We start from the raw sequence: 24,847 nt of genomic DNA on the forward strand, positions 1-24,847 counted from the left end.
TCACAACTGCACCCAGTCCGTGACGACCCGGCCGGTCGCCGTGTCACAGCGCAATCGCATCGCACCGGCCGGGAGCGTCGGCAGCTCGAAGAAGCCGGTTTCGTCGACGACGACGTCGTACGTCGCGCCGTTCGAGGTTTCGACCCGGACCTCGCCCGGGCCGGGCGGCAGGATCTGGCCGACGACTTCGGCCTGCACCACCTCCAGCTCCACCGACAGCGGGGTCGAGGTGAACACCAGTACCCGGGCCGCATCCGGCTCGGCCCGGACCTCGGCGGACGCCGCCAGCGACGAGTCGAAGGTCAGGCTCGCCCGGAGCAGGTCGTCGTCGATCGTCCGCCACGACAGGGCGCCTTCGGCGTGCTCGGCGATCGTCTGCGCCAATGGTTCGGTGGCATGGAGTGCCGCCGCGAGATCCTCGAGGAGGTGGTCGTCGTCATCCCAACGATGCTGCGTCATGCCGATCACCTCCCGGCAGTTCGGATGCGACGTACTCTCTGACGGCCGGAGTTCGGCGGAGCCGCTCGAGCGCGCGGGCCCGGGTCGGGCCGATGCTGCCCACCGGGATCCCGGTGCGGCGCTTGATCTCGGCGTACGACGGCTGTGGATCGTGCATGAGCAGCAACAGCAGTTCGCGTTGCCGGCTCGGTAGTTCGGCCAGGCCGGCGAGCAGCACCTGGTGCCGCTCGGACCGGACCAGTCCTTCGTCCGGATCAGGCCCGTCGGCCGCGAGCGGTAGCTGATCTTCGTTCAACGGGTCACTCGTCCTTCGGTACCGCTGCGAGGACAAGTAGCGGATCGACTCGCGTCGCGCCGTCGTGACCAGCCAGCCAGGGATGGCTCGTGGTTCCTGGAGGCTGTCCAGGTGCTCGACGAGCCGCAGCCAGACGGTCTGCGCGACATCTTCGGTCTCGGCCGGCGTCAGGCGGAACCCGCGAACGACCGACACCAGCAAGGGCGCGTAGCGGTCGACGAGCGCCCGCCACGCCTGTTGATCGCCCGCAGCCGCGGTGACGACTAGTGCGGTGACCGGTGAGACATCCTCTTCCATTCCCGCTCCCGGGGTCCTTTATAAGGACGGACCGCCGCTGGGGCCTGGCAGATACATCCAGGTGCATTCGGGATGAGTCTGCTTCTTGCAAAGATTGATCGACATATTGCGTTGATGTGTCCGCTGCGTTACGGTCTGGCCACCCACCGTCCGTAAGGACCGTGCGATCGACTATCCGCCCCGTCGAGAGTGAGCAAGCCATGTTCCGGTCAATCAAGTCCTGGAGGGCTCGCATCGGCGTGTTCGCCACTGCCGGTGGGCTCCTCGCCGCCGGTCTTGCGGTGATCGCGCCCGTGACCGCGTGGGCGGCCGCGTCCGGCGGTGTCGGCGCGACCTTGCCGTACGTCGAGGTGCAGGCCGAGAACGCGTCCACCAACGGCACCGTCATCGGCCCGAGCGCGGCGTACAACACGCTCGCCGCCGAGGCGTCGTACCGGAAGGCGGTGACGCTGCAGGGCACGGGCAAGTTCGTCGAGTTCACCACGCCCTCGGCGACGAACTCGATCGTGTTCCGCTACAGCATCCCGGACACCGGATCCGGGTCGGTCTACACGCCACAGCTGTCGCTCTACGTCAACGGGACCAAGCAGCCCAACTTCACCCTGACCAACGCCTACAGCTGGTACTACGGCGGCTACCCGTTCACGAACTCGCCGGGGAGTAATCCGCACCACTTCTACGACGAGGTGCACCGGCTCTTCACGACCACCTACCCGGCCGGTACGAAGTTCCGGCTGCAGGTCGACGCCGAGGACACCGCGGCGTCGTACACGATCGACTTCGCCGACTTCGAGAACGTCGCGGGAGCGTTGACCCAGCCGTCCGGCTCGGTCTCGGTGACCAGCCAGGGCGCGGACCCGACCGGCGCCGCGGACTCCACCAACGCCTTCAACGCTGCGATGAGCGCGGCCGGCGCCGGCGGCACCGTGTGGATCCCGGAGGGGACGTTCAAGATCCCGGGCCACCTGATCCTGAACAACATCACCTTCAAGGGCGCGGGCATGTGGCGCTCGACCGTGGTCGGTGCGGCGCCGGGCTTCTACGGCAACTACGCGCCCAACGCGAGCAGTGGCGTACACCTGTCGGACTTCGCGATCTTCGGTGACGTGCAGGAGCGCAACGACGGCGCCCAGGTGAACGGCATCGGTGGCGCGCTGAACAACTCCACCGTGGACCGGGTCTGGATCGAGCACGAGAAGGTCGGCGCGTGGATGGACGGCCCGTTCACCAACCTGGTCTTCAACGGCATGCGGATCCGCAACGTGACGGCCGACGGCGTGAACTTCCACGACGGCGTCACCAACTCCAAGGTCACCAACAGCGACCTGCGCAACCTCGGCGACGACGGCCTGGCCACCTGGGCGGACCAGAACGCCGACGTGAACGACTCGTTCGACCACAACACCGTGCAGTACCCGATCCTTGCCAACGGCATCGCGATCTACGGCGGCCACGACAACTTCGTCACCGACAACCGGGTGATCGACGCCGGCCTCACCCAGGGCGGCGGAATCCACGTCGCGCAGCGGTTCGCGTCGACCACGCTGGGGCGCACCGACGTACTGCGCAACACGATCATCCGGTCCGGGAGCCTGGACCCCAACTGGCAGTTCGGGGTCGGCGCACTGTGGTTCGACGCGCGGGACGGCGCGATGTCCGGGCTGACCAACGTCGACAATATTCTCATCCAGCAGAGCCCGTACGAGGCGATCCAGTTCGTCTCGGGCTCGAACATCAGCAACGTCAAGATCAACAACGCGACGATCCAGAACACCGGGACCTGGGTGGTCCAGGAGCAGGTCGGCGGCTCGGCGACGATCACCAACAGCACCGCCACCGGCACGCAGGCGCCCGGTCCGATCTACAGCTGCGGCGTCGGCTTCACGCTCACCGACGGCGGCGGCAACTCGGGCATCTTCGCTCCCGGACAGTGCCAGAACATCACCTCGCCGGCGTTCCCGCCGTACCTGCCGGACAACGGCTCGGCGATCTCGGTCAGCCCGACCGCGCTCAGCTTCGGCTCGGTCGCGACCGGTGCGTCGAGCGCGGCGCAGGCCGTCACCGTCACGAACAGCGGCACCGCGGCAGCTCCGGTCAGCTCCGTCGCGGTCGCCGGTGATTTCAGTCAGACCAACAACTGCGGCAGCAGCATCGCGGCCGGCGGATCGTGCACGGTCAACGTCACCTTCAGCCCGACGGCCGCCGGCGGCCGCAACGGCAACCTGACAGTCAGCGCTGCCGGGGTCACCAGCACCGTCTCGCTCTCGGGTACGGGCGTTGCGCCCGGGCCGATCCTCAACCCGAACCCGGGCAGCCTGTCGTTCCCGGACACTCCGGTCGGAGGTGCTTCGTCGACGCAGGCCGTCGCGATCACCAACTCGGGTACGGCGTCGGCGTCGGTCTCGGGCGTGTCCGCCACGGGCGACTACAGCCAGACCAACAACTGCTCGACGCTTGCCGTGGGCGCGTCCTGTACGGTCACGGTCACCTTCCGCCCGACCGCGTCGGGAGCGCGGGCCGGCTCCGTTGCGGTGACCAGTAACGCGAACAACAGTCCGACGTCGATTTCCCTTACTGGTAAAGGCATCGGGACCGACACCAACCTTGCTCTAGGCAAGCCGGCGACCGCGAGCAGCCAGGTCAACGGCACTCAGGCCGCGACCACTGCAACGGATGGCGACGCCAACACCTATTGGGAGAGCAACAACAACGCCTTCCCGCAGTGGCTGCAGGTGGACCTCGGTGCGGCGCAAAGCATCGGCAAGGTGACGCTGAAGCTGCCGCCTTCGTCCGCATGGGGCACGCGCACCCAGACCTTGGCGGTCCAGACAAGCACCGACGGATCATCGTTCAGTACGCCGGTCGCGTCCGCGACGTACACGTTCACCTCGCCGGCCAACGTCGTGAACATCACCGTTCCGGCGACCAACGCCCGTTACGTGCGGGTCAACATCACGGCCAACAGCGGATGGCCTGCCGGGCAGGTGTCGGAGTTCGAGGTGTACCCGAGCGGTGGCAGCCAGATCAACGCTCCGACGTTGAGCACCAGCCCGTCCTCGCTCACCTTCGCGTCGCAGGCCCTCAACACGACCAGCGCCGCTCAGGCGCTGACCGTGACCAACACCGGCAGCCTGGCTGCGTCGGTCTCGAGCGTCACCGCGTCGGGTGACTACACGCAGACCAACAACTGCACGAGCATCGCGATCAACGCGTCCTGCACGGTCAACGTCAGCTTCCGCCCGACCGCGTCCGGGACCCGCGCGGGTACGTTGACGATCAACAGCAACGCGACCAACAGCCCGACGACCGTCGCCCTGGCCGGCACGGGCGCCGGTGGCGCGAGCACCAACCTCGCCGCGGGCAAGCCGACCAGCGAGTCCAGTCACAACGACGTCTACCCGTCGAGCAACGTGACCGACGGCAACCAGTCGACGTACTGGGAGAGCGCGAACAATGCCTTCCCGCAATGGGTCCAGGTCGACCTCGGCTCCGCCGCCAGCGCGGGCCGGATCGTCGTCCAGCTGCCCGCCGCCTGGGGAGCACGGACCGAAACGCTGTCGGTGCTCGGCAGCACCAACGGCACGACCTTCACCACCCTGGTCGGATCCACCGGCTACTCCCTTGCCCCCAGCAACAACAACACCGCGACCATCACCTTCACCCCGACCACCCAGCGCTACTTCCGCCTGAACCTCACCGCCAACACCGGCTGGCCCGCCGCCCAACTCTCCGAACTCCAGGTCTGGAGCTCCTAGCCACCACCCGCCGGCCGGTACGACGACTCAGGCGTACCGGCCGGCGGTGTTTGCGTTGAGCATACTCGGTATGCATACTCAGTAGCTATGTCGATCAAACATGGATTGCTGGCCTTGCTGTGTGAGGGGCCGAAGTACGGCTACCAGTTGCGCAGTGAGTTCGAGGCGGCTACCGGCGCTACCTGGCCGCTGAACATCGGGCAGGTGTACACGACGCTCACCCGCCTCGAGCGGGACGGGCTGGTGCTGGCCGGGCCGACCGACGACGGTGGACGATCGACGTACGAGATCACCGACGCCGGGCGGTCCGAGCTGGCGTCGTGGTTCGAGACGCCGGTGAGCCGGCAGGCGCGGCCGCGCGACGAGCTGGCGATCAAGCTCGCTCTCGCGCTGACGACGCCGGGCGTGGATGTGAGTGCCGTGGTCCAGCGGCAGCGGCTCTCGACCATGCAGTCGCTGCAGGAGCTCACCAAGCTGAAGCGCAACAGCGCCGAGGGTGAGATCTCCTGGCAGCTCGTGGCGGAGTCGATGATCTTCGCGGCTGAGGCCGAGATCCGCTGGCTCGACCATTGCGAGACCACGCTGCTGCGGCACCAAGATCGTCCGACCGCCAAACGACCGCAGTCCCAGCCGGACGACGTACGGGTCGAGACGGAGATCCGCCGATGAGCGTCATCCTCGATATCCGTGATCTCACCCGTACGCACGGAGTCGTCGAGCAGACCGTGCATGCCCTGCGCGGCGTCGACCTGACCGTTCAGCAGGGGGAACTGGTCGCGGTGATGGGTCCGTCCGGGTCCGGGAAGTCGACGCTGCTGACCTGCGCCGGCGGTCTCGACCGGCCTACCAGCGGTCAGGTGCTTGTCGATGGCAACGATCTCGCGGTGCTCGGCCGCGCCGAGGTGGCCGCGCTCCGGCGCCGCCGGATCGGCTATGTCTTCCAGGACTTCAACCTGATTCCAGCGCTGACCGGCGCCGAGAACGTGGCGCTGCCGCTGGAGCTCGACGGCACCCGCGCCCGGGACGCCCGCAAGCTGGCGATCGCGGCGCTCGAGGAGGTGGATATCGCCGACCTCGCCGACCGGTTCCCGGACGACATGTCTGGTGGCCAGCGGCAACGAGTGGCGATCGCCCGCGCGATCGTCGGCGACCGCGGTCTGCTGCTCGCCGACGAACCGACCGGCGCGCTCGACTCCGGCACCGGTGAAGCCGTCCTCCGGCTGCTCCGCGACCGCTGCGACCAGCACGGGATCGCCGGGGTTCTGGTCACCCACGAGGCCCGGCATGCGGCCTGGGCCGACCGGGTCATCTACCTGCGGGACGGCGTGATCTGCAGCCAGACCGGTCCGGTCCTCGACGCCGACGTACTGCTGGAGGCCCCGAAGTGAAGCTGCTCCACGACTGGGTGCTCGCGTTGCGCCTGGCCCACCGAACAGCCCGCCGTACGGTCGGCAAGACTGTCCTGATCGCCGCCCTGGTAGGCCTGCCTGTCCTGGCCGGGAGCTGGTTCAGCGTCGTCCACCGAGGCACTCATCCGGTCGGCGAGGTGCTCGCACGGACGGTGCTCGGATCCGCGGACGCCGAGGTGACGGCGCCCTCGTCGCGTGCCGACGTACGCCGGATGTTGCCGGCCGGGTCGGAGATCGCCAGGGCCAAGGCGCTCGGCAGCAAGATCGAGCTCCGCGGTGCGGGGACCGATCTGACCGCCGGCCTGGTGACGGGCGATCTCGCGAATCCGCTGACCGCCGGGACCTTCCGGCTCGATGCCGGCCGGATGCCGGTGAAGCCCGGCGAGGTCGCGCTCTCGCCGTCGCTGGCCGGCCATCTCGGTCAGCACGTCGGCGGCGCACTGACCTCCGCCCGAGGGACGAAGTACGAGGTCGTGGGCATCGCCCGCACACTCGACCTCCCGAACGACCGGCTGGTCTTCGCGCCGTCTTCGTCGGCCGATCCGGACGCGCCGGCCGACTACCTGGTCAAGCTGCCGACGGGCACGGACGTCACCGCGCTGGCGGACAAGCTCGGCAAGCAGGGGTTCACGCTCGTCTCGCGGGCCGAGGTGATCAACCCCTCTCCGTCCGACGGCCCGGTGGGTGCTGCGGCCGCGCGGGTGCTCGTGGTCGCCTTCGCAGTCCTGGAGCTCGTGTTGCTCGCCGGCACCGCGTTCGCGGTCGTCGCGCGGCGCCAAACCCGCGAGCTGGGTCTGGTCACCGCAGTCGGTGGGACGGAGGCCGACGTACGGCGGGTTGTGCTGGCTCAAGGGCTGTTCGCCGGACTCGTCGGTGCCGTCGGCGGGCTCGTCGTCGGTGTGGTGGTCGCTCTCATCGGAAGGTCTTGGTGGGAAGACGCGACCGCGACCCTGATCACGCACTGGCAGATTCCGTGGTTGCAGCTCCTCGGGGTAGCTGCGATCGGAGTCGTCGCGGGGCTGACGGCTGCGCTTGTTCCGGCCATCGGGGCCGCGCGCCGGCCTCCGCTGGCCGCGCTGACGGGACGCTTCGCCACCGTGGTCGGCTCCGCCGGCATTCGGTCGATCGCGATCGCCATGGTGATCGTGGGTCTGGTCGTGTCGGTGATCGGCAACGTCCGATTGGCTGCTGCACTCGACACCGCCCGCCAGGAGCGGGACGCGGCCGATCCGGCGCAGATCTCGCGGGTCGCATCGGCCGCTCCGACGCTGCCGGTCGCGGTGGTCGTCGTTGGCATCACGCTTGTCATCGCCGGGCTCGTGTGGATGTTGCCCGCGGTGGTGGGCAAGGTCGCCGGCGCCGTACGCGGCTTGCCGTTGGGCCTGCGGCTGGCGCTGCGCGATGCGTCCCGGCATCGCCACCGCACCGGTCCGGTCACCGCGGCGATCATGATCGCGGTCGCGGGTACGACGGCACTCGGGTTCGCCACGGTCAATCAGTCGGCGGCCGCGGCGAAGAACTACGAACCCGTCGGCCTGTCCGGTGACGCGGTCGTCCAGTTCGGCAGCGACGTCAGTTACTCGCCCGCTCTCGTGCAGCGGCTCGAGAACCTGCTGCCGGTCGATCACACTTACGAGCTCGGCGGGGTCGTCCTCCGGGATGCGAAGCCGACCGACGGCTACATCCCCGGGATCAGCGTGTTGTCCAGCGGCTATTCGCTGCTCGTGGTCGATCCGGCGTACCTCTCCCGGTACGGCGACTACGGCCGGAAGGTCGTACCCGCGCTGCAGGAGGGCAGGGTCGTCGTACCGCTGGCGACCATGGTGCGCGATGGCAGCGTGAAGCTTGCCCAGGGCGACGATCTCGACGGCCGGAACGCCTTCACGCATCCGGCCACGGTCGTGACCTCGCCGCCCCGGATCGGTCTGCTGCCCCGCGCGGCTTTGATCAGTACGGACGCGGCGCGGCGGATGGGCCGGATCAGCGTCGACGAGGTGCACTTCAGCCTGCGCGAGCCGCCCAGCGAAGCGCAGTTGGCCGCGGTGGCGAAGGTCCTCGGTCACGAGGACGCGTTGAAGGTCGAGCGCGGCTACCAGAGTCCGGTGCGCAAGGCAACGATCAGTCTGTTGGTCCTGGGTGCGACTGCGACCCTGCTCGGCGTTGCGATGTCGGTGGCGCTCTCGATGTCGGAGGGGCGTGCGGACTTCGCCACGCTCGCGGCCGTCGGTGCGCCGCCACGACTACGTCGCGGGATGGCCGCCGCGCAGGGATGGTTCCTCGGTCAGGTGGGCTGTCTGCTCGGGGTGGCGGTCGGCGCGCTGTACGGCTTCACCGCCCACGCCGTGGTCGGTTCACCGAACGTCGTGGTGCCGTGGGCTGTCATTGCCGGCGTGGCTGTGCTGGTGCCGTTGTTCGCCGCTGCGGTGCCTTATGTGCTGACTCGTTCCCGGATGGAGATGGTGCGTCGTGCCGACTGAACGGGCGTTGAAGCGGCGCGGCCGGGTACTGCGGGTGGCCGTCGCCGTGATCGGGATCGTTCTGCTGGCGCACGGGTCCGTGATGGGGCGTGACGACCTGTGGCCGTTCGGGCCGATGTCGCAGTACTCGATGGTGGTGGCCGACGACGAGTCGATCATCTTCACCCGGATCAGCGCGGTGACGGACGCCGGCACGACGGTCGACGTACCGCTGAATATCGAGGGCGCCGGAGTGGCGCGTGCCGAGATCGAGGCGCGGACCGGGGAGATCGTGAAGGATCCGTCGCTGCTGCAGCAGGTCGCGGACGGGTGGGCGCAGAAGCACCCGGACCAGCCGAAGTACGTCAGCCTCGACCTCGTTCAGGACACGACGACGCTCGTCGGCGGGCGGGTCTCCGGGCCGCCGACGTCCAGGGTGCTGACGACTTGGAAGGTGCGCTGATGAGTTGGTTCACGCCTCCCGTTGCGCTGGCGCGGATCGCGTGGCTGCGGACGGTTCTGTACTTGTTCGTCATCCTGGACATGCACGCGTTCGTCCGCGACACGCTGGACAAGGGCGAGCATCCCGGGCTGTACCAGCCGCTGTTCCTCGCCCGGTTGCTGGACCTCCCGAAGCCGACGGTCGCCAACACCACGACCTTGTATTTCGTGCTGATCGTGGCCTGCGTGGTCGGTGCGTCGAACTACTTCCCGCGGGTTGCGGGCTGGATCGTGGCGCCGGCGTTCACGTGGTGGGTGCTGATCGGGATGAGCGACGGCAAGGTCGACCACGACCACCTCGCGTTAGTGATCGCATTGTGGGTTCTGCCAACGGTCGGCGGTGCGCGGCGGGGGCGGGCGTCGTACGGCGATCAGACTCGGGCGGAAGCAGCCGGATGGGCGATCCGATGCATCCAGATCTGCGTCATCGCGACGTACTTCCTGTCGGCGATCGCCAAGCTGCGCAGTGGTCACTGGACGCTCGCCTGGCCGAGCAGCGCCGTGCTGACGTGGGCGATCGTACGGCGGCCGCACCCGGTCGGGGAGTGGCTGCTGCACCACCCGTGGATGCTGCAGATCTTTCAATGGGTCGGGATCGTCGCGGAGTTCTGTTCGCCGGTGATCTTGTGGCTCAAGGGGCGGTGGCAGTTGCTCGGGGCCCTGTTCTTCCTCGGGTTCCACGCCGCCACCACCGCGATCCTGCTGATCCACTTCCTGCCCACGGTCGTCTGCTGGCTCGCCTTCGCGCCCCTCGAACGCGTCGCAGGTTGGCTCCACGGTCGACGGCTGAGGCGACAAAATCTCGAGCCCTTTGCGGTGACCTGAGGCAAGCTGTGGGCATGACCACGACTATCCGGACGGCGATCACCGACGCCGACTACGAAGCCTGGCGCGGGGTGCGGATCGCGGTAATGCCGTACGAGCGTTGCCCGAGCGTCGCCGAGCTCCGCGACCTCGACCGCCCCGGCCGGCTGCTGGTGCTGGCGGAGCTCGACGGCCGGGTGGTCGGCAGCGGATTGGCGGACCGCTCGCGCGACGGGGAGCGGGCGACGCTGACGGCGCGGGTGCACCCGGACTTCCGCCGGCGCGGTGTGGGGACCGACCTGCTCAGGATGCTCGCCGACCATGCCGTTGCCCAGGGCTACGAGACTGCGGGGGCGAGTGTCGACGACGAGGAGTCTCGGCTCTTCGCCGCGCGGTTCGGCTTCGTGGAATCGAACCGGGAGGTCGAGCAATTGCGGCAGATCGGCGACGAACCGCGGCCGGCGACGCCGACGGAGTACCAGATCGTCTCCGTCGCCGAACGCCCGGAGCTGTGGGCCGCGGCCTATCACCAGGTGGCGGTTCCGACCCTCCCGGACATGGACCATCCGGTCGCGCTGAAGGTGTCGGCGGCCGACTGGGAGAAGGAGTGGATCAGTGACCCGGCCGCGATGTTCGTGGCCGTCGCCGGTGACGAGGCGATCGGTGTGGCGGGGCTGATCCTCGACCCCGATCGCCCTGATCGTGCGGAGGTCGCCTACACCGCCGTACGCCGGGAGTGGCGCGGCAAATCGGTCGCAGCCACCCTCAAACGGACCAGCATGGCGTGGGCCGCCGACAACGGGATCACCGAGATCTACACCTGGACGCAACGCGGCAACGACGCGATGCGCCGCCTCAACGAACACCTCGGCTTCACCTACGGCATCGTCAGCATCACCATGCGAGCGCCCCTGCCGCTCACCGAAGCGCCGTGAGTTGAGCCTGTCGCAGTGCAGCAGTGGAATGCTACATTCCACAGTAATATGCTACATGCCACTGAAGCGAGGGAACCGTGGATCTGCCGACAGCAGCTGTGAGCGTGACGGACTACCACACGGCGGGCGAGCCGTTCCGGATCGTGACGGGCGGCGGTCCGGAGATTCCTGGCACGACAGTGCTCGACCGGCGCTCGTACGCGCAGCAGTCGGCGGAGGTCGACGCCGTCCGGCAGTTGCTGGTCAACGAGCCGCGCGGACATGCCGACATGTACGGCGGATTCCTGGTGCCGCCCGATGACGACGGCGCCGAGCTGGGGGTGCTGTTCTGGCACAAGGACGGCTACTCGACGGCTTGTGGGCACGGCACGATCGCGCTGGGCGCGTGGGCGGTCCGGACCGGACTGGTGCCCGCCGCGGCCGACGGTGACACGGACGTCGTGATCGACGTACCCTCCGGCCGGGTCGTCGCGCGGGTCACCTGCGTGGGCGGCGAGGTCGAGCAGGTGGCGTTCCGCAACATTCCGTCGTACGTCGTGGCCCGTGAGGTCGAGGTGAAGACCAGCCGGGGCCAGATCCACGCCGACATCAGCTACGGCGGCGCGCTGTACGCGTTCGTCGCCGCGCGATCCGTCGGTCTCACCGTTGCGCCCGAGCACACCGCCGCCCTGATCGCCGTCGGGCGTGAGATCAAGTGGGCCCTGAACGACACCGAGTGGGCACGCCACCCCAGCGACAGTCGCCTCGACGGCATCTACGCCACCGTCCTGTACGACGACCTCGGCGACGACGCCGACGGCCCGCACCAGCGCAATGTCACGATCTTCGCGGACGGAGAGCTGGACCGGTCGCCGTGCGGATCAGGCACCTCCGCCCGGATCGCCTTGCTGGCTCAGGACGGCCGGCTGCCGATCGGGCGGACGCTTCGGCACGAGTCGATCGTCGGTACGACGTTCCTCGGCCGGGTGACCGAGCTGGTCCGGGCCGACGGCCATGACGCGGTCGTCACCGAGGTGGCCGGCATGGCGTACGAGACCGGCCGAGCCACCTTCACTCTGGATCCGCACGATCCGCTCGGCACCGGGTTCGTGCTGCGATGACGGGGCAGTTGATCGACCCCGGCTCGGACCGGCTGCGCGCCCAGATGGGTATCCCGTACCTCGGCGGCGGCCAGAATCTCCGCCAGCAGATCGCCGACGCGCTCCGGGCGTCGGTGATCGCCGGTCGGCTGCAGGTCGGCGTCGTTTACTCGGCACCGGCGCTCGCGCAACAGTTCGGGGTCTCGTCGACGCCGGTGCGCGAGGCGTTGCTCGACCTGGCGGCCGAAGGGCTCGTCGAAGCCGTTCGGAACAAGGGTTTCCGGGTCGCGGAGTTGTCGGACCGGCAGCTCGACGACATCACCTCGGTCCGATTGCTCCTCGAGGTTCCGACCGTCGCGGGGCTGGCCGCGCGGCTCACAGCGGAACTGCGTGCGCGGCTCGAGGACCTGTACCCGACTGCTCGCGAGTTGGTCGAGCTGACGCGGCGACGGGATCTGGTCGGCTTCGTCGGGGTGGACCGCGAGTTCCACCTGGCTCTGCTCGGGCTGGCCGCGAACCCGACGCTCGTGGAGATCGTCGGGAACCTGCGGGCCCGCAGCCGGTTGACCGGGATGGCCGATCTCGATCACGACCTGCTGATCGCGTCGGCCGAGGAACACGTCGAGCTGCTCGATCGGCTGCTCGCCGGCGACGAGGCCGGCGTGACCCAGTTGATGAAGCAGCACATCGATCACGTCCGTGGCTCCTGGGCCGGTCGTCCGGACCGGGAGCACCACCAGAGAGGGTGAGGACCACCATGGCAGACCCGATCGCACCACCGCCGGGCCGGCTCGCGATCATCGGCGGCGGCAACATCTGCGCGGCGCTGCTGTCCGGGCTGCTCGGCGACGAGGTTCCGTCGGCGGACCGGAGCCGGATCTCGGTGGTCGAGCAGTTGCCCGACAGAGCGGCGTACCTGCGCGAGCACTTCGGCGTCTCGACGCCGGGCCTGGCCGAGGCGGTTCGAGCGGCTGACACCGTCCTCCTGATGGTGAAGCCCTACCACGTCGAGGATCTGCTGCCGCAGTTGACCGAGCACGTGACCGCCGACCACCTGGTCATCTCGGCGGTCGGCGGGATCAGCACGAGGCAGATCGAGTGCGGCCTGGCGCCGAAGACGCCGGTGGTGCGTGCGATGCCCAACACCGCGGCCTCGGTCGGCGAAGCCATTACCGCGATCAGCGCAGGCTCCTTCGCGACCGAGCCCCATCTGGATCGCACCGAGTCGCTCCTTCGCGCGGTGGGCAAGGTCGTCCGCGTGCCGGAGACTCAGATGAGCGCGATCACGGCGTTCTCCGGCAGCGGGCCGGCCTTCTTCTTCTACTTCGCGGAGGCGTTGATCGACGCCGGTGTGCTGCTCGGACTACCCCGTGCGCTGTCCGAGGAGATGGTGATCCAGACCGCCGTCGGCGCGGCCACGATGCTCCGTGACTCGGGCGACGATCCGGTCAGCCTCCGCGCGGCGGTCAGCAGCCCGGGCGGAACCACCATCACAGCCATCCGCGAACTCGAGAAGGCAGGAGTCCGCGGAGCCGTGATGGTCGCGACCGAAGCCGGCCGCGACCGAACCGTCCAGATCGGCGAACAGGCAGACCGGAACAACTGACGTCCACGTCCGTCAGCTCTGCGGCGCTCGGACCGGACCGTCACACATCGCGTGCCTAGTGGAGTTTTGTTCCCCAGTCCGAGGGCTCGGCGGACATGGTGAAGTCGATGGTCGCGCCGTCCGCGATCGCCGCGTGCTCGATGAACGGTTGGGTGGTCTCGACTCCGTCCAGTCGCACGCCCTCGACGTAGGGGAGGGTCGGTGCGCCGGGCGCGTGGATCGTGAGCGGCCGGGACGCTCCCGGGATGTCGATCTCGACGGTGTCGAACAATGGCGCTCCGATGACGTACTCGGTCGACGCCGGGTTGACCGGATAGAACCCGAGGGCGGTGAAAACGTACCAGGCAGACATCTGCCCGAGATCGTCGTTGCCCGACAACCCGCTCGGGACCGCGCGGTACGCCTCTCGCGCAATGCGACGCGTGTGTTCGGCCGCCAGATGTGGTTTACCGGCATAGGAGAACAGGTAGGGAATGTGGTGGCTCGGCTCATTGTCGTGCCGGTTCCAGCCGCCCGCGAAGTGCTCGTCGAGCCGGTTGCAGAAGAGGTCGAGCCCCATCAGGTCCCGGAGGCCGCGGATATCGTGCAGCACCTGGAACGTGTACGGCCACTGGGTTCCCTCGGTCCAACCGCCATCGGCCCACGAACCGTCGCTATTGCGCGATTGCATGAATCCCCGGTCGGAGTTCCACAAGTTCCGGTAGCTCTGTGCGCGCCGCTCGAGCGTGGTTGCCTGGTCGGGGTCATCAGCCGCGCGGGCGAGGATCGCCACCGCGTGATCGTCGTACGCGTAGTCGAGGGTTCGCGAGCCGGCTTCGGCTGTTTCGTCCGCCGCTACCCAGCCGTTCTCGAGGTAGCGCGTGAGTCCGGGGCGGCCGGCGTCGAACGGGTCGTGCTCCCGGTCGCCCCACCATCGGGTCGTGTCGTTCTCCGGTGGGGTGAGCGCATTCACCAGTGCGGCTTCGTAGGCGAGGTCGAGGTCGATCGGCACGCCCTTGAGGAAAGCTTCCGCGAGCAGCGAATCGGCGTGGGTTCCGACCATGATGTTCGTTTCGACGAGGTTCTCCCAGATCGGGAGCCTGCCACTGGCGCGATAGGTCTTCAGCAGCGAGGCCATCATGTCTGGTAGCTCATCGGGCGCGAGCAGTATCAGGAGGGCGTTCTGGGCGCGGAAGGTGTCCCACAGTGAGAAAGCCGTATAGACGGCGCGTTCCGTACCGACGACGCTGTCGGTGTAGCCGTCGTAGTACTGACCGTTCTCGTCGAGCCTCGCCGGATACTGCAGCGAATGGAACAGCGCGGTGGCGAGGGTCGATTCCTCCTCGGGTGTCGCGCCATCGACGCGGACCCGGTCGAGGCGTTGCGCCCAGGCGTCCCGCAGCCCGGTGACGACATCGTCGAACTCGCGACCATCGGGGACTTCCGCGTCGAGGTTGTGTCGCGCCTGATCCTCGGAGATGAGCGACACGCCGACCCTGATGACCACTCGTCGGGTTGCGGACGGGAACCGGACCCAGGCGGACAGATTGTCGTCCGTTCGCTCGAGCTCCCCGTCATGCAGGACGGGTCCGACCGCGGTTCCTGAGCTGTCGAACGGTGCGGCGATCGGGCGTCCGTCGTCGTCGGTCGCTTCACAGCGCGCGACGAAGTATCCGGCGAACCCGGCCGCCCGTGGCGGGCCGAGATGTGCGTCCTGACGCTCCGGATTGCATCCGGAGATCTCGCCGCGTTCCGGATCGATGCGGACCCGGCCGATGTGGCCGGCACGAGTCGCCTGAACGACGACGTGAGGATCGGCCAGCAGGCCCCCGTCGGTGCCCTCGAAGACCAGTTCGATGACGCCCACGCGGCAGGTGCCGGTCAGGCGGGTGCGGACCCGGCCACCCTCGGCGAGGAGGTCGACGCTGTAGGAGTCCAGCCGCGCCCGTTCGGTCGCGCGGTCGTGAACGAGGGCGCGATCACGGACATCGGGCCGGACCTCTCCGACCCCGGGCGCCACGACCGCGAATCCCCAGTCGCCCATCCAGATAGCCGGCTGATGACTGCCGATGAACCCGAGAAAGGTCTGGTCGTCGTGGTGATAGGGAACGGCCGAGATGCGGTTCTCGCGGGTCATCGGAGTCCATCGCGTCATCGCGAACGGTGGCGCCGTCGAGGGCACCATGCCGCCGTACTCGCAAGGGTCGTCACCGGTGGTCCCGATCAAAGGATCGACGGCATCGACGAGGCGAGATCTCTTCACTGGACATCCTCCACTGAGCACCAAGAGCAGTCAGGCAGCAGCGGTAACGAACCGCCGGACGGAGGTTATCCCCCGCCCGGGCCAGAACGCCTCTCGCGGTGAGGTGGCCCACGACGCAGTTGCTTGAGGCAAGTTGAGCTACAGCCCGACCTCCGCGAAGCCTTCGCCAAACTCCAATGAGCGCTCAGACGATGCGGTCCGTGGGCGCTTCGGGGTGGAGGAGGCCCTCGCTGCGGAGGTTGTCCCACAGGGCGTCGGGGATGTTGGTATCGAAGGCGGTGACGTTCTGCTCGACCTCCTCCGGCGTACGCATCCCGGCCAGCACACTGGCGACAGCTGGATGGGCCAGCGGGAACTGCAGTGCGGCAGCGGTGATCGGTACGTCGTGATCGGCGCACACACGCTGGATCGCCTGCGCCCGCAGGAGCAAGTCCTTCGGGACGGGCCCGTAGTCGTAGTGCGCCGCCTCGGTGGGGGCGGCCAGCAAGCCGCTGTTGAAAGCCCCGCCGATCACAACGCGTGTCTCGCGCGCGAGGCACGCGGGGAGGAGATCGTCGAGCGCGCTTTGTTCCAGCAGCGTGTAGCGGCCGGCCAGCAGGACGACGTCGATGTCCAGGCGGTCGACGAACCGTGCCATCATCGCCGACTGATTCATCCCCGCGCCGATCGCCCGCACCGTCCCTTCCTCCCGCAGCCGGGCAAGCGCCGGGAATGCGGTGTCGTAGACGTCGGTTTCGTTGTCGTCCGGGTCGTGGATGTAGGCGATGTCGACCCGATCGAGTCCGAGCCGGGTCAGGCTGTCCTCCAGCGAGCGGCGTACGCCGTCCTCGGTCCAGGCGTCGACGGCCTGCAGCCGGGGTGCTCCCGGGTACGCCGCAGCCGCGCCCACCGGCAACGGGTCCAGGACGCGACCGACTTTCGTCGAGACGACGAGCCGGCCGGAGTCGACGTTGCGCAGTGCCGTGCCGACCTTGGACTCCGCCGCGCCGAGACCGTACGCGGGCGCGGTGTCCAGGTACGCGATGCCGAGCTCGAGCGCGCGGTGCACTGTCGCCGTGGCCTGGGCGGCGCTGACAGATTCGTACAGCCAGCCGAAGGTAGCGGTACCGAGCCCGAGTTGACTGAGCTGCAGCCCGGCGACCTCAACTGCGGGAATGGTCGAACTCACGCCGGGCCTCCTCGTCGAGCGGGTAGTACCGGTCCAGCCGTCCGCCGGCGTCGATCCGCTCCCGGCTGAACGCCTCCCAATCCTCGGTTGCACGAGCGGACTCGACGATCTGCTCAGCCAGACTGATCGGCACTGCGACCGCTCCGTCGTCGTCGGCGATCACAATGTCCGACGGAAGGACCAGTACGCCGGCGCAGGCGATCGGGACCTGATAACCCCAGGGAAAGAGCTCGTCCTGGGAGGCGTAGTGCGCGGTACCGCCGTGCGACCACAGTGGTATGTCGAGCGCGCCGAGCTTGGGGGTGTCTCGCAGATAGCCGTCGACGACGATCCCGGCGCCGCCACGGTTGCGGAAGTAGCGCACCAGCATCTCACCCAGACATCCCGTGCCCGGCGCCCCGAATGCCTGTACCACCAGGACATGTCCGGGCTGGACTGCGTCGAACACCTTCCACAGTGCGGTGTGCTTCTCGACGTACTCCTGCTCGCCGCCGCCGGCGATGTCTTCGCGCTGCGGCATGAACTGCAACGTCAGAGCGGGCCCGACGACGTGCTGCCCGGTGCGGAAAGCGCGCGGTCCCTGCATGAACGTCCGCCGTACGCCGAGCCGGTGCAACTGTGCGCAGGCCGTCGCGGAGCTCACGGACCGGAGGGCTTCGATGATCTGGGGATCAGGTAGTGCGGGCGTTTCACCGACCACTGGAAGCGGCCAAGTGAAGCGAGGAGAGTCGGTCATTGCAGTCCTCTCAGAGGTCCCAGGGAGCGGAGTAGGTCGGCGCCAGCTGATCGAGCCGCACGGTGAGGCGCAGTCGGACCCGGGACAGCGGCTCCAGGTGTACGGCGAGGTAGCGGTCGTCGACGGGCTGCGTACGCGTGACCGTGTCGACCCGCGGCGCGAACTCGACGTACGGCGAGCCTGGATAGTCGCCGTCGCGGCGGTCGTAGCGCACCGACTCGATGAGGTGCTGGGCGAAGGTTCCCGATTGCAGGACGACTTCGCGAGTGCCGTGCAGGGACAGATTGACCAGTTCGATGCCGAGCCCGGTGTCGTCGAGTTCGAACACGAGCGCTGCCACGTCGGTAGGCAGCCCGGGGCGACGTTCCGCAGCATCCCAGTAGCGGACGGCGAGTTGCAGCAGGCCGCCGTTGTAGACGACCTGCGGCGCGCCACAGCACAGCTGGAGCAGCGCTTCGGTGACGACTGGGTTGAGCTTCTGGTAGTGCGAGTCCGGAATCTCTCCAGGGTCGGAGTCGTCGGCCTCGATCAGCGCCAGACGGTGGGCCACGATCGAGAGCGCGGTCCGCAGCGCATCCGTGGGATAGCCCGGATACGCACCGGCGAGGTACGCCAGCCATGGCTGTTCATGTCCGTCCTCACCCTTGTTGCGGAACGGCAGCGTCACCGCCCAGTCGTAACCAGAGGTGGCGCGCAGAGTGTTGAGGCACTCGAGATCTGTGGCTTCCCGGCTGCCGTGCCAGAGCGCGGTCAGTAGGTTCACCGGGGGCGGCAGCGGGTCGAACCAACCCCCGTCGACGAGCCGGGTCGGCACCAGTAGCGTTTCGGCGTCCTCGTCGAGGCCGAGCCGACGCGCTACCTCGGTCCGCCAGTCCGCGACCACGTTGGTCAGCGGCTGCATGCTTGCCTGGTCGAGGACCAGCTCGAACGCCCGGCGAGTTGGTTGCCAGTAGCCACGATCGCCGGTCAGCAGTGCCGCGTTCTGGGCGGCGACCACGGCTGCGGCGCCGACACTGCTGATGCCGTGCGGGAACGACCAGCCGTAGTTGCCGCCGTACCAACGGCCGTCCAGGTACTCGCCGACGCGGCCCGAGAGTCCCACGTTGTCGGGGAGTACGCCGTCGTTGCCGGCGGCCCGTTTCCACCAGCCGTCGGTGTACCGCACGACCCAGTCGGCGAAGGACCGCTCGCCGGTCATCAGGTAGGCGTTCAGGACGAGGCTGGTCGCCGCGAGGTTCACCACCGCGTCGCCGCGGCCCATCCGGTCGCGCATCTGCTCGCCCATCATCCGGGCCGATGCTGGGTCCTTGAGCTGGTCGACCGAGTCGACGCCGAGCCAGTCGATCGGCAGCCCGTAGCGCTGCATGACCGGATCCCACCCGTAGCTCGGCTCCGCGTCGGTCAGACCCCAGCGCGGTCCACCGCTGCCGGTGTGCGGTGCCCGGATGATGTTGAGGTCGGCGTCGTAGTTGCAGGCTGGGCTGCCGGTGTACAGCTCGGCGAACCGGGCTGCCCGCTCGACCAACCGCTGATCCTGAGGATCAGCCAGGCACAGCCCGTAGAAGAACAGATTGCCCTCGCCCTGATGGAACCAGTCGTAACCGATCTCGTATTCGTGCTCGACCCGGCCGAGCTCGGCGAGCTGGGCGGTGACGCCGTTCCAGTGGTGCTTCGCAGCGGTCAACAGATCGGCCGAGCCGCTGAGCAGATAGAGCGTCGGCCAGTTGAAGAACGCCTCGTAGAAGTCGTCACCGGCGTCGCGGGACGTCAGCTGCCCACGATCGACGAACGGAAGACTGCCGTCAGGTGCCGTGCACTGCGCGCTGAAGACCTGCCAGGCCTTGTCGAGTGTTTCGAGGAGATCCCGCTCGAGCACCGCCCAGGTCGGCGGTGGACCGAGGGGGAGGTCGCCGACCACCGTCAGCGCCAGCCGCCAGGTCATGCCGGGAAATGTGCGGCGAGCCAGCGTGCGGCGTGCTCGACCTGGCGCCCGTCGAACACGTGACCGACTCCCTCGAGCGTGACGTGTTGCAGGTTCGCCTTCGCCTTGCGCCGGCTGTAGGCACTGGCCAGGCTGCGGGCGAACGCGGCGGCATCCGCATCGGTCGCGATCTCGTCGTCGGCACCGCTCACCAGCAGGATCGGGCGTGGAGCCAGGAGCGCCGCCTCACCGCGCCCGACCCGGCCGGCGGCCGCACCTGGCTGATCGGCGAGTTCCTGGAACGAGCCCAGATTGACGGCGTCACAGACCGGCATGATCATCACCCCGCAGGCGATGCGCTGATCGCCGCACATCGACAGGATCGACTGCAATCCGCCCCAGGATTGACCGACAACCGCGATCCGGTCGGTGTCCGCCGTCAGCCCGAGTGCGAGTACACCGTCGACCAGGGCGGTCGCCAACTCGCGCGACTGACCGAGCAGCGCCGGACGATCCATGGCGAAGTCCGCGGTCAGCAGTTCCGCCGTGTCCTCCCAGACCCGCTTGCGGACGCCGTGAGCCGGGTTGTCGACCACGACCACGTGATAGCCGCAGTTCAGCAAGCCGGCGACGATCGACGGCGCGATGCGATCGCCGGTGCCACCGGGCAGCGCTTCCTCCTTGGTCGTGCCCATCCCGTTGAAGAAGATGCAGAGACCGCGATCCGGGCTCTGGTCGGCCTGCTCGAGCACCACGACAGGCAGCGGATCGCCGGGCGTCGGGATCATCACCTCGCGCTGATGCGGCCATCCGCGCCAGGGGGACGCGGGGCCGGGAGGGCCTGCGAACAGCGATGCCTCCCGCACCGCCGCCGTGATCGCCTCGACCGCGGCCAGCGCAGCGAGCTCGACCGTGCCGGTCTCCGGAATGGTCAGCAAGACGTCGACCTGGCGGTTCTGCGCGCGGGTGGACCGCTGCGTGACCGAGATCAGCGTCGCCCCGGCGTCGCGGGCGGCGGTGGAGGCCTCGCTCCAGGCGATGTGCTCACTGTCGGACGAGAGCAGCAGTACTGCGGATTGCGGTGGCAGTCCGGCCGCACGGCGGGACCAGTGCGACGGGATCGCCGAACACGACGCCGGCACCGACAGCTCACGCAGCGATGTCTCCAGCAGCTCGCCGGCGAACGCCAGGTCGGGGGCGGTCCAGATCTCCACTGCGGACGCCGTCCGCAGTGCCGTTGCCAGGGCGGGGATCGCCGCATCCAGCGCGATCTGCTCCGCCGGACCGGGGTGACGGTCACTCGTCGCCGGTTCGGAATCGTTGGCGAAGTCGTGGGCGATGTCCAGGCGCACCGCGGGATAGCCGTCGAAGCCGACGCTGCGCGCGAACCGCGAGACGGTTGGTTGGGCGACGCCGCAGACCTGGGCCATTTCCCCGATGGACAAGGCGATCGCCTCGCCAGGGTTGGCCAAAATGCGTTCGGCGACCCGCTGCTCTGCGGGCGTCAGGGTGGACAGCGCCGAGCGGATGCGTTGGAGCGCGGCGGACCTCGTGCCACGAAGCGGCGCTTGACGAAGGAGGCTCATTCCATGAATATAACAGACGACGGGCAGGAAATTTTGATCCAGGAAGGGTTGGCGAGGAGCATGTCTGGTGCGCTCGGACCGCCCGCGACGTCTGTCCTGACCGCCGGCACCCCCGACGGCCCGGAGACGGTCGAGGCATTGACACCGGAACGCACGCGATCATATCGGCGCCGGAGAAACCGGGGCTCGCGGCAACGGGACCTGACGCTGCTGCTGATGGGCGCACCCGCCCTGGTGGCGCTGCTCGTGTTCAACTACCTGCCGATGGCGGGGATCGTCCTGGCGTTCAAGAACTACAACACCTATGACGGGGTGCTGCACAGCCCGTGGGTCGGGCTGCAGAACTTCCACTTCTTGTTCTCCAACGGCGATGCCCTCCGGGTCACCCGCAACACCGTGGTGATGAACTCCCTGTTCATCGTCGCCAACCTGGTCATCTCCATCGGCCTGGCCCTGCTGCTCAACGAGATCCGTGACCGCGCGCCATGGCTCGGCAAGATCTACCAGTCGGCGATGTTCCTGCCCTTCGTGCTGTCCTACGTGGTCATCACGAACTTCGCGCTGACCTTCCTGAACGCCGACACCGGGATCGTCAACCATCTGCTCCGCCACTTCGGAGCCTCAGGCGTCGACTGGTACAACGCGCCGAACTGGTGGCCGCTGGTCCTGACGGTCGTCGAAGTCTGGAAGAGCGTCGGGTTCTGGGTCATCGTCTACCTGGCCGGCATCATCTCGATCAGCCCCGAGTACTACGAGGCCGCATCGATCGACGGCGCCTCCCGGTGGCAGCAGATCCGGCAGATCACGCTGCCGCTGCTCGTCCCGCTGATCGTGATCAATGTTCTGCTCTCGCTGAGCCACATCTTCAACGCCGACTTCGGGCTGTTCTTCCAGGTAACCCAGAACAGTACGACGCTCTACCCGACCACCGACGTGATCGACACCTACGTCTATCGATCGCTGACCTCGATCGGTGATGTCGGCATGGCCGCGGCCGCGGGTCTCTACCAGTCCTTCGTCGGATTCGTGCTCGTCGTGACAGCCAACTGGCTGGTCCGCCGGCGCGGTACCGATGCCCTGTTCTGAATTCAGCAAGGAGGGAGGCCATCGTGGTGATCGAGACGGCGCCGGCGAAGGCGTACCGCCCCGTGCGGCGCTCCGGGCCGGCATTCGACCTGCGCCGCCTGGCGATCCACTGCGGCCTGGTGATCGTGGCGCTGGGCTTCGTGACGCCGCTGATCATCGTGATTTCGGCGTCGTTCTCGAGCGAGTCGGCGATCACTGATCACGGCTACTCGCCGCTGCCGCAGCGGTTCAGCACCACCGCCTATCGCTATGTGCTGGGCGATCCGAGCAAGATCGTCCAGGCCTACGGCGTCTCGATGCTGGTGACCGTCACCGGAACGATCCTCTCGCTGACGATCATGTCGATGCTGGCGTACACGCTGTCCCGCAACGACTACCGGCTCCGCCGCCCGCTGTCGTTCTACGTGCTCTTCACGATGATCTTCAACGGCGGGCTGGTCCCGACGTACATCCTCATCACCCAGTACCTGCATCTGCAGAACACCGTGCTGGTGCTGATCCTGCCGTACGTCGTGACGCCGTGGTACCTGCTCCTGCTCCGGACGTATTTCGCGCAGCTTCCCAAGGACATCATGGACGCGGCGCGGATCGACGGCGCCGGCGAATGGCGGGTGTTCACCGGCATCGTGCTGCCACTGTCGAAGCCGGCGCTGGCCACCGTCGGGTTGTTCGTGATGCTCCTGTACTGGAACGACTGGTGGCTCGGGCTGCTCTACATCACCGACGACCGGTTCGCGCCGTTGCAGCTGTATCTGTACCGCATTCTGACCAACATCGACTTCGCGGCGTCGAACTCACAACTGGCCGGCACCACGATCGCGATTCCGATCCAGACGGTGCGAATGGCGGTCGCCGTACTGGCGATCGGTCCGATCGTCGCAGCGTTCTTCTTCATCCAGCGGTTCCTGATCCGCGGCATCGCGCTCGGCGGATTGAAGGATTGACCAGCTCGACGCGGCCTGGTGCGCGCGCCCTTCAGTAGGAGGATTCAACATGACAGTGGTCTCTCGCCGGTCGTTCCTGTCCGGTTCCGGGAAGGTTGCCCTCGGCGCCGGTCTGGCGGCCGTCGGCGTGCCGTCGCTGGCGGCGTGCAGCTCGTCCCCGAAGTCCGGTGCCGGCAGCAACGGTGTCGTCAGCTACCAGTTCCTCGGCAACCCGAACGAGAGTGACGCCACCGCGGTGGCCGACGCGCTGAACGCGATGCTGAAGGCGAAAGGCAAGACCTTCACCGTTTCTCTGCAGCCGGTGCAGAACTACACCCAGGCGATGACTCTGAAGTCGTCGGCCGGGCAGCTCGGCGACATGTTCTTCACCGCGCCGTGGGCCACCGACTACTACCGGCTGGCTGCCGCGAAGAGCCTGCTCCCCTTGGACGACCTGCTCCCGAAGCACGCCCCGACGCTGTGGGGCAGCATGGCCAAGTCCACCTGGGACGCGGTGCGGGTCGACGGAAAGATCTACGGCGCGATCAACCAGCAGCGGTTCCCGAAGCTGTGGGGATTCGTCACTCAGCAGAAGCTCGCCGAGAAGTATCACTTCGACGTCGCGTCGATCGCGCACTACGAAGAGCTCGAGCCGTTCCTGGCCACTCTCAAGCAGCGCGAACACGGCATCGTGCCGTGGGCAACCGACAGCGTCGGGAACAACACGATCTTCCAGCCCGAGCTGTTCGGCTGGGACCCGGTCGCCAGCGCCTACGGTCTGGCGGTCCGCTACGACGACGAGAATTTGCACGTCTTCAACATGTACGACACACCTGAGTTCAAGGCTGCCGCCGAGGTCAGCAGACGCTGGCACGAAGCGGGTTACGCGATCTCGTCGCCGTTGTCGGATGCCGACGCGGCGGCGCAGAACGCCGGCGGCAAGGTGGCCGTGATAGCGGGACAGACCGGACCGAGCAACCCACAGGCGTTCGGGTTCGCGACGGTCGGCAAGGTGCTGGTGCCGACGCCGTTGCTGAATACCGACGGAGCCAGCGCGACCCTCACCGGGATCAACAGCCACGCGTCGAATCCCGAGAACGCCGTGCAGTTCCTGGAGATGCTGAACTCGGACAAGGACTTCTACAACACCATCTGTTTCGGGATCAAGGGCACCCACTGGGCGTTCACCGACGAGAGCCTCGGCGTCGTGGGTTTCCCGTCCGGTCAGAGTGCGGGGAACAGCAAGTGGAACCCGAACAGCGACTGGGTGTTCGGCAACCAGTTCAACGCCTACTACCGCAGCGTCTACGACGCCCAGCACAAGCGGTGGGAGGCCGAGGCCCAGGTGAACCGTACGGCGGCAACGTCGAAGGCGATCGGCTTCGCCCTGGACACCACGCCGATCAAGACGCAGATCGCGACCCTCTCGGCAGCCCTCGGCCAGTACCGTCCGCAGGTCGTGAACGGACTGCAGGACGCCGGCAAGGGGGTCTCGACCCTGCTCAAGACGCTCGACAACGCCGGGATGCAGAAGGTTCTGGCCGAGGCGCAGAAGCAGCTCGACGCTTTCAAGCAGAACGGTCACTGAG

At 67.9% G+C, this 24,847-nt stretch carries 20 protein-coding genes; 13 read left to right on the forward strand and 7 right to left on the reverse strand.

What is annotated here, in order from left to right; genetic code table 11:
* Both OHA18_RS22975 and OHA18_RS22980 read right to left on the reverse strand, forming a co-directional pair.
* Entirely contained in the window at positions 1-459 is a 459-nt protein-coding gene (locus tag OHA18_RS22975) for a hypothetical protein (RefSeq protein ID WP_328997323.1), read from the reverse strand.
* Positions 437-1,051 (reverse strand): RNA polymerase sigma factor, encoded by a 615-nt coding sequence (locus tag OHA18_RS22980; RefSeq protein WP_328997324.1) that lies wholly within the window; start codon positions 1,049-1,051, stop codon positions 437-439. Before OHA18_RS22980 ends, OHA18_RS22975 begins: the two co-directional genes overlap by 23 nt.
* Before the next feature lie 200 nt (positions 1,052-1,251).
* Between OHA18_RS22980 and OHA18_RS22985 the strand changes: the two genes are divergently transcribed.
* The 10 genes from OHA18_RS22985 (at position 1,252) to proC (ending at position 13,596) form a co-directional block, all read left to right on the forward strand.
* The gene (locus OHA18_RS22985; protein ID WP_328997325.1) at positions 1,252-4,806 is read left to right on the forward strand and encodes a choice-of-anchor D domain-containing protein; all 3,555 of its coding nucleotides are present in this window, start codon (positions 1,252-1,254) and stop codon (positions 4,804-4,806) included.
* Between the two features lie 87 nt (positions 4,807-4,893).
* Entirely contained in the window at positions 4,894-5,475 is a 582-nt protein-coding gene (locus OHA18_RS22990; protein WP_328997326.1) for a PadR family transcriptional regulator, read from the forward strand.
* Complete coding sequence (locus OHA18_RS22995; RefSeq protein WP_328997327.1) at positions 5,472-6,194, forward strand: ABC transporter ATP-binding protein; 723 nt, start codon at positions 5,472-5,474, stop codon at positions 6,192-6,194. The genes OHA18_RS22990 and OHA18_RS22995 overlap by 4 nt, the downstream gene beginning before the upstream one ends.
* On the forward strand, positions 6,191-8,692 hold the full coding sequence (locus tag OHA18_RS23000) for an FtsX-like permease family protein (protein ID WP_328997328.1): 2,502 nt from the start codon (positions 6,191-6,193) through the stop codon (positions 8,690-8,692). The genes OHA18_RS22995 and OHA18_RS23000 overlap by 4 nt, the downstream gene beginning before the upstream one ends.
* Positions 8,682-9,134, forward strand: coding sequence for a hypothetical protein (locus tag OHA18_RS23005; RefSeq protein WP_328997329.1), 453 nt, complete (start codon positions 8,682-8,684; stop codon positions 9,132-9,134). The genes OHA18_RS23000 and OHA18_RS23005 overlap by 11 nt, the downstream gene beginning before the upstream one ends.
* Positions 9,134-9,997 (forward strand): HTTM domain-containing protein, encoded by an 864-nt coding sequence (locus OHA18_RS23010; RefSeq protein WP_328997330.1) that lies wholly within the window; start codon positions 9,134-9,136, stop codon positions 9,995-9,997. Before OHA18_RS23005 ends, OHA18_RS23010 begins: the two co-directional genes overlap by 1 nt.
* Positions 9,998-10,011: 14 nt before the next feature.
* Positions 10,012-10,911: a GNAT family N-acetyltransferase gene (locus tag OHA18_RS23015; RefSeq protein ID WP_328997331.1), complete on the forward strand. Its 900-nt coding sequence runs from the start codon at positions 10,012-10,014 to the stop codon at positions 10,909-10,911.
* Positions 10,912-10,988: 77 nt separating this feature from the next.
* Entirely contained in the window at positions 10,989-12,011 is a 1,023-nt protein-coding gene (locus OHA18_RS23020; RefSeq protein ID WP_328997332.1) for a proline racemase family protein, read from the forward strand.
* Positions 12,008-12,739: a GntR family transcriptional regulator gene (locus OHA18_RS23025; RefSeq protein WP_328997333.1), complete on the forward strand. Its 732-nt coding sequence runs from the start codon at positions 12,008-12,010 to the stop codon at positions 12,737-12,739. The genes OHA18_RS23020 and OHA18_RS23025 overlap by 4 nt, the downstream gene beginning before the upstream one ends.
* Positions 12,740-12,747: 8 nt before the next feature.
* A complete protein-coding gene (proC, locus tag OHA18_RS23030; RefSeq protein WP_328997334.1) occupies positions 12,748-13,596 on the forward strand; it encodes a pyrroline-5-carboxylate reductase in 849 nt (282 codons plus the stop codon).
* Positions 13,597-13,651: 55 nt separating this feature from the next.
* On the opposite strand, the gene OHA18_RS23035 is transcribed toward proC, so the two are convergent.
* The 5 genes from OHA18_RS23035 to OHA18_RS23055 all read right to left on the reverse strand — a co-directional run bounded on the left by OHA18_RS23035 (position 13,652) and on the right by OHA18_RS23055 (position 21,249).
* The gene (locus OHA18_RS23035; RefSeq protein ID WP_328997335.1) at positions 13,652-15,838 is read right to left on the reverse strand and encodes a GH92 family glycosyl hydrolase; all 2,187 of its coding nucleotides are present in this window, start codon (positions 15,836-15,838) and stop codon (positions 13,652-13,654) included.
* Positions 15,839-16,022: 184 nt separating this feature from the next.
* Positions 16,023-17,006, reverse strand: a complete 984-nt coding sequence (locus tag OHA18_RS23040; protein WP_328997336.1) for an aldo/keto reductase — start codon at positions 17,004-17,006, stop codon at positions 16,023-16,025.
* Complete coding sequence (locus OHA18_RS23045; protein ID WP_328997337.1) at positions 16,981-17,649, reverse strand: hypothetical protein; 669 nt, start codon at positions 17,647-17,649, stop codon at positions 16,981-16,983. Before OHA18_RS23045 ends, OHA18_RS23040 begins: the two co-directional genes overlap by 26 nt.
* A gap of 103 nt (positions 17,650-17,752) precedes the next feature.
* On the reverse strand, positions 17,753-19,684 hold the full coding sequence (locus tag OHA18_RS23050; RefSeq protein ID WP_328997338.1) for a hypothetical protein: 1,932 nt from the start codon (positions 19,682-19,684) through the stop codon (positions 17,753-17,755).
* Entirely contained in the window at positions 19,681-21,249 is a 1,569-nt protein-coding gene (locus OHA18_RS23055) for an alpha/beta fold hydrolase (RefSeq protein ID WP_328997339.1), read from the reverse strand. Before OHA18_RS23055 ends, OHA18_RS23050 begins: the two co-directional genes overlap by 4 nt.
* Positions 21,250-21,309: 60 nt before the next feature.
* On the opposite strand from OHA18_RS23055, the gene OHA18_RS23060 reads away from it, so the two are divergent.
* The 3 genes from OHA18_RS23060 to OHA18_RS23070 are packed head-to-tail and all read left to right on the forward strand — an operon-like array spanning position 21,310 to position 24,846.
* Positions 21,310-22,335 carry an ABC transporter permease gene (locus OHA18_RS23060; RefSeq protein WP_328997340.1) on the forward strand — a complete coding sequence of 342 codons (1,026 nt, stop codon included), beginning with the start codon at positions 21,310-21,312 and terminating at the stop codon, positions 22,333-22,335.
* A gap of 23 nt (positions 22,336-22,358) precedes the next feature.
* Complete coding sequence (locus OHA18_RS23065) at positions 22,359-23,279, forward strand: carbohydrate ABC transporter permease (protein ID WP_328997341.1); 921 nt, start codon at positions 22,359-22,361, stop codon at positions 23,277-23,279.
* A 49-nt stretch (positions 23,280-23,328) separates the two neighbouring features.
* Positions 23,329-24,846 (forward strand): ABC transporter substrate-binding protein, encoded by a 1,518-nt coding sequence (locus tag OHA18_RS23070; RefSeq protein ID WP_328997342.1) that lies wholly within the window; start codon positions 23,329-23,331, stop codon positions 24,844-24,846.
* The last annotated feature ends 1 nt before the right edge of the window (position 24,847 follow it).

This window comes from Kribbella sp. NBC_00709 (assembly GCF_036226565.1).
Lineage (GTDB): Bacteria > Actinomycetota > Actinomycetes > Propionibacteriales > Kribbellaceae > Kribbella.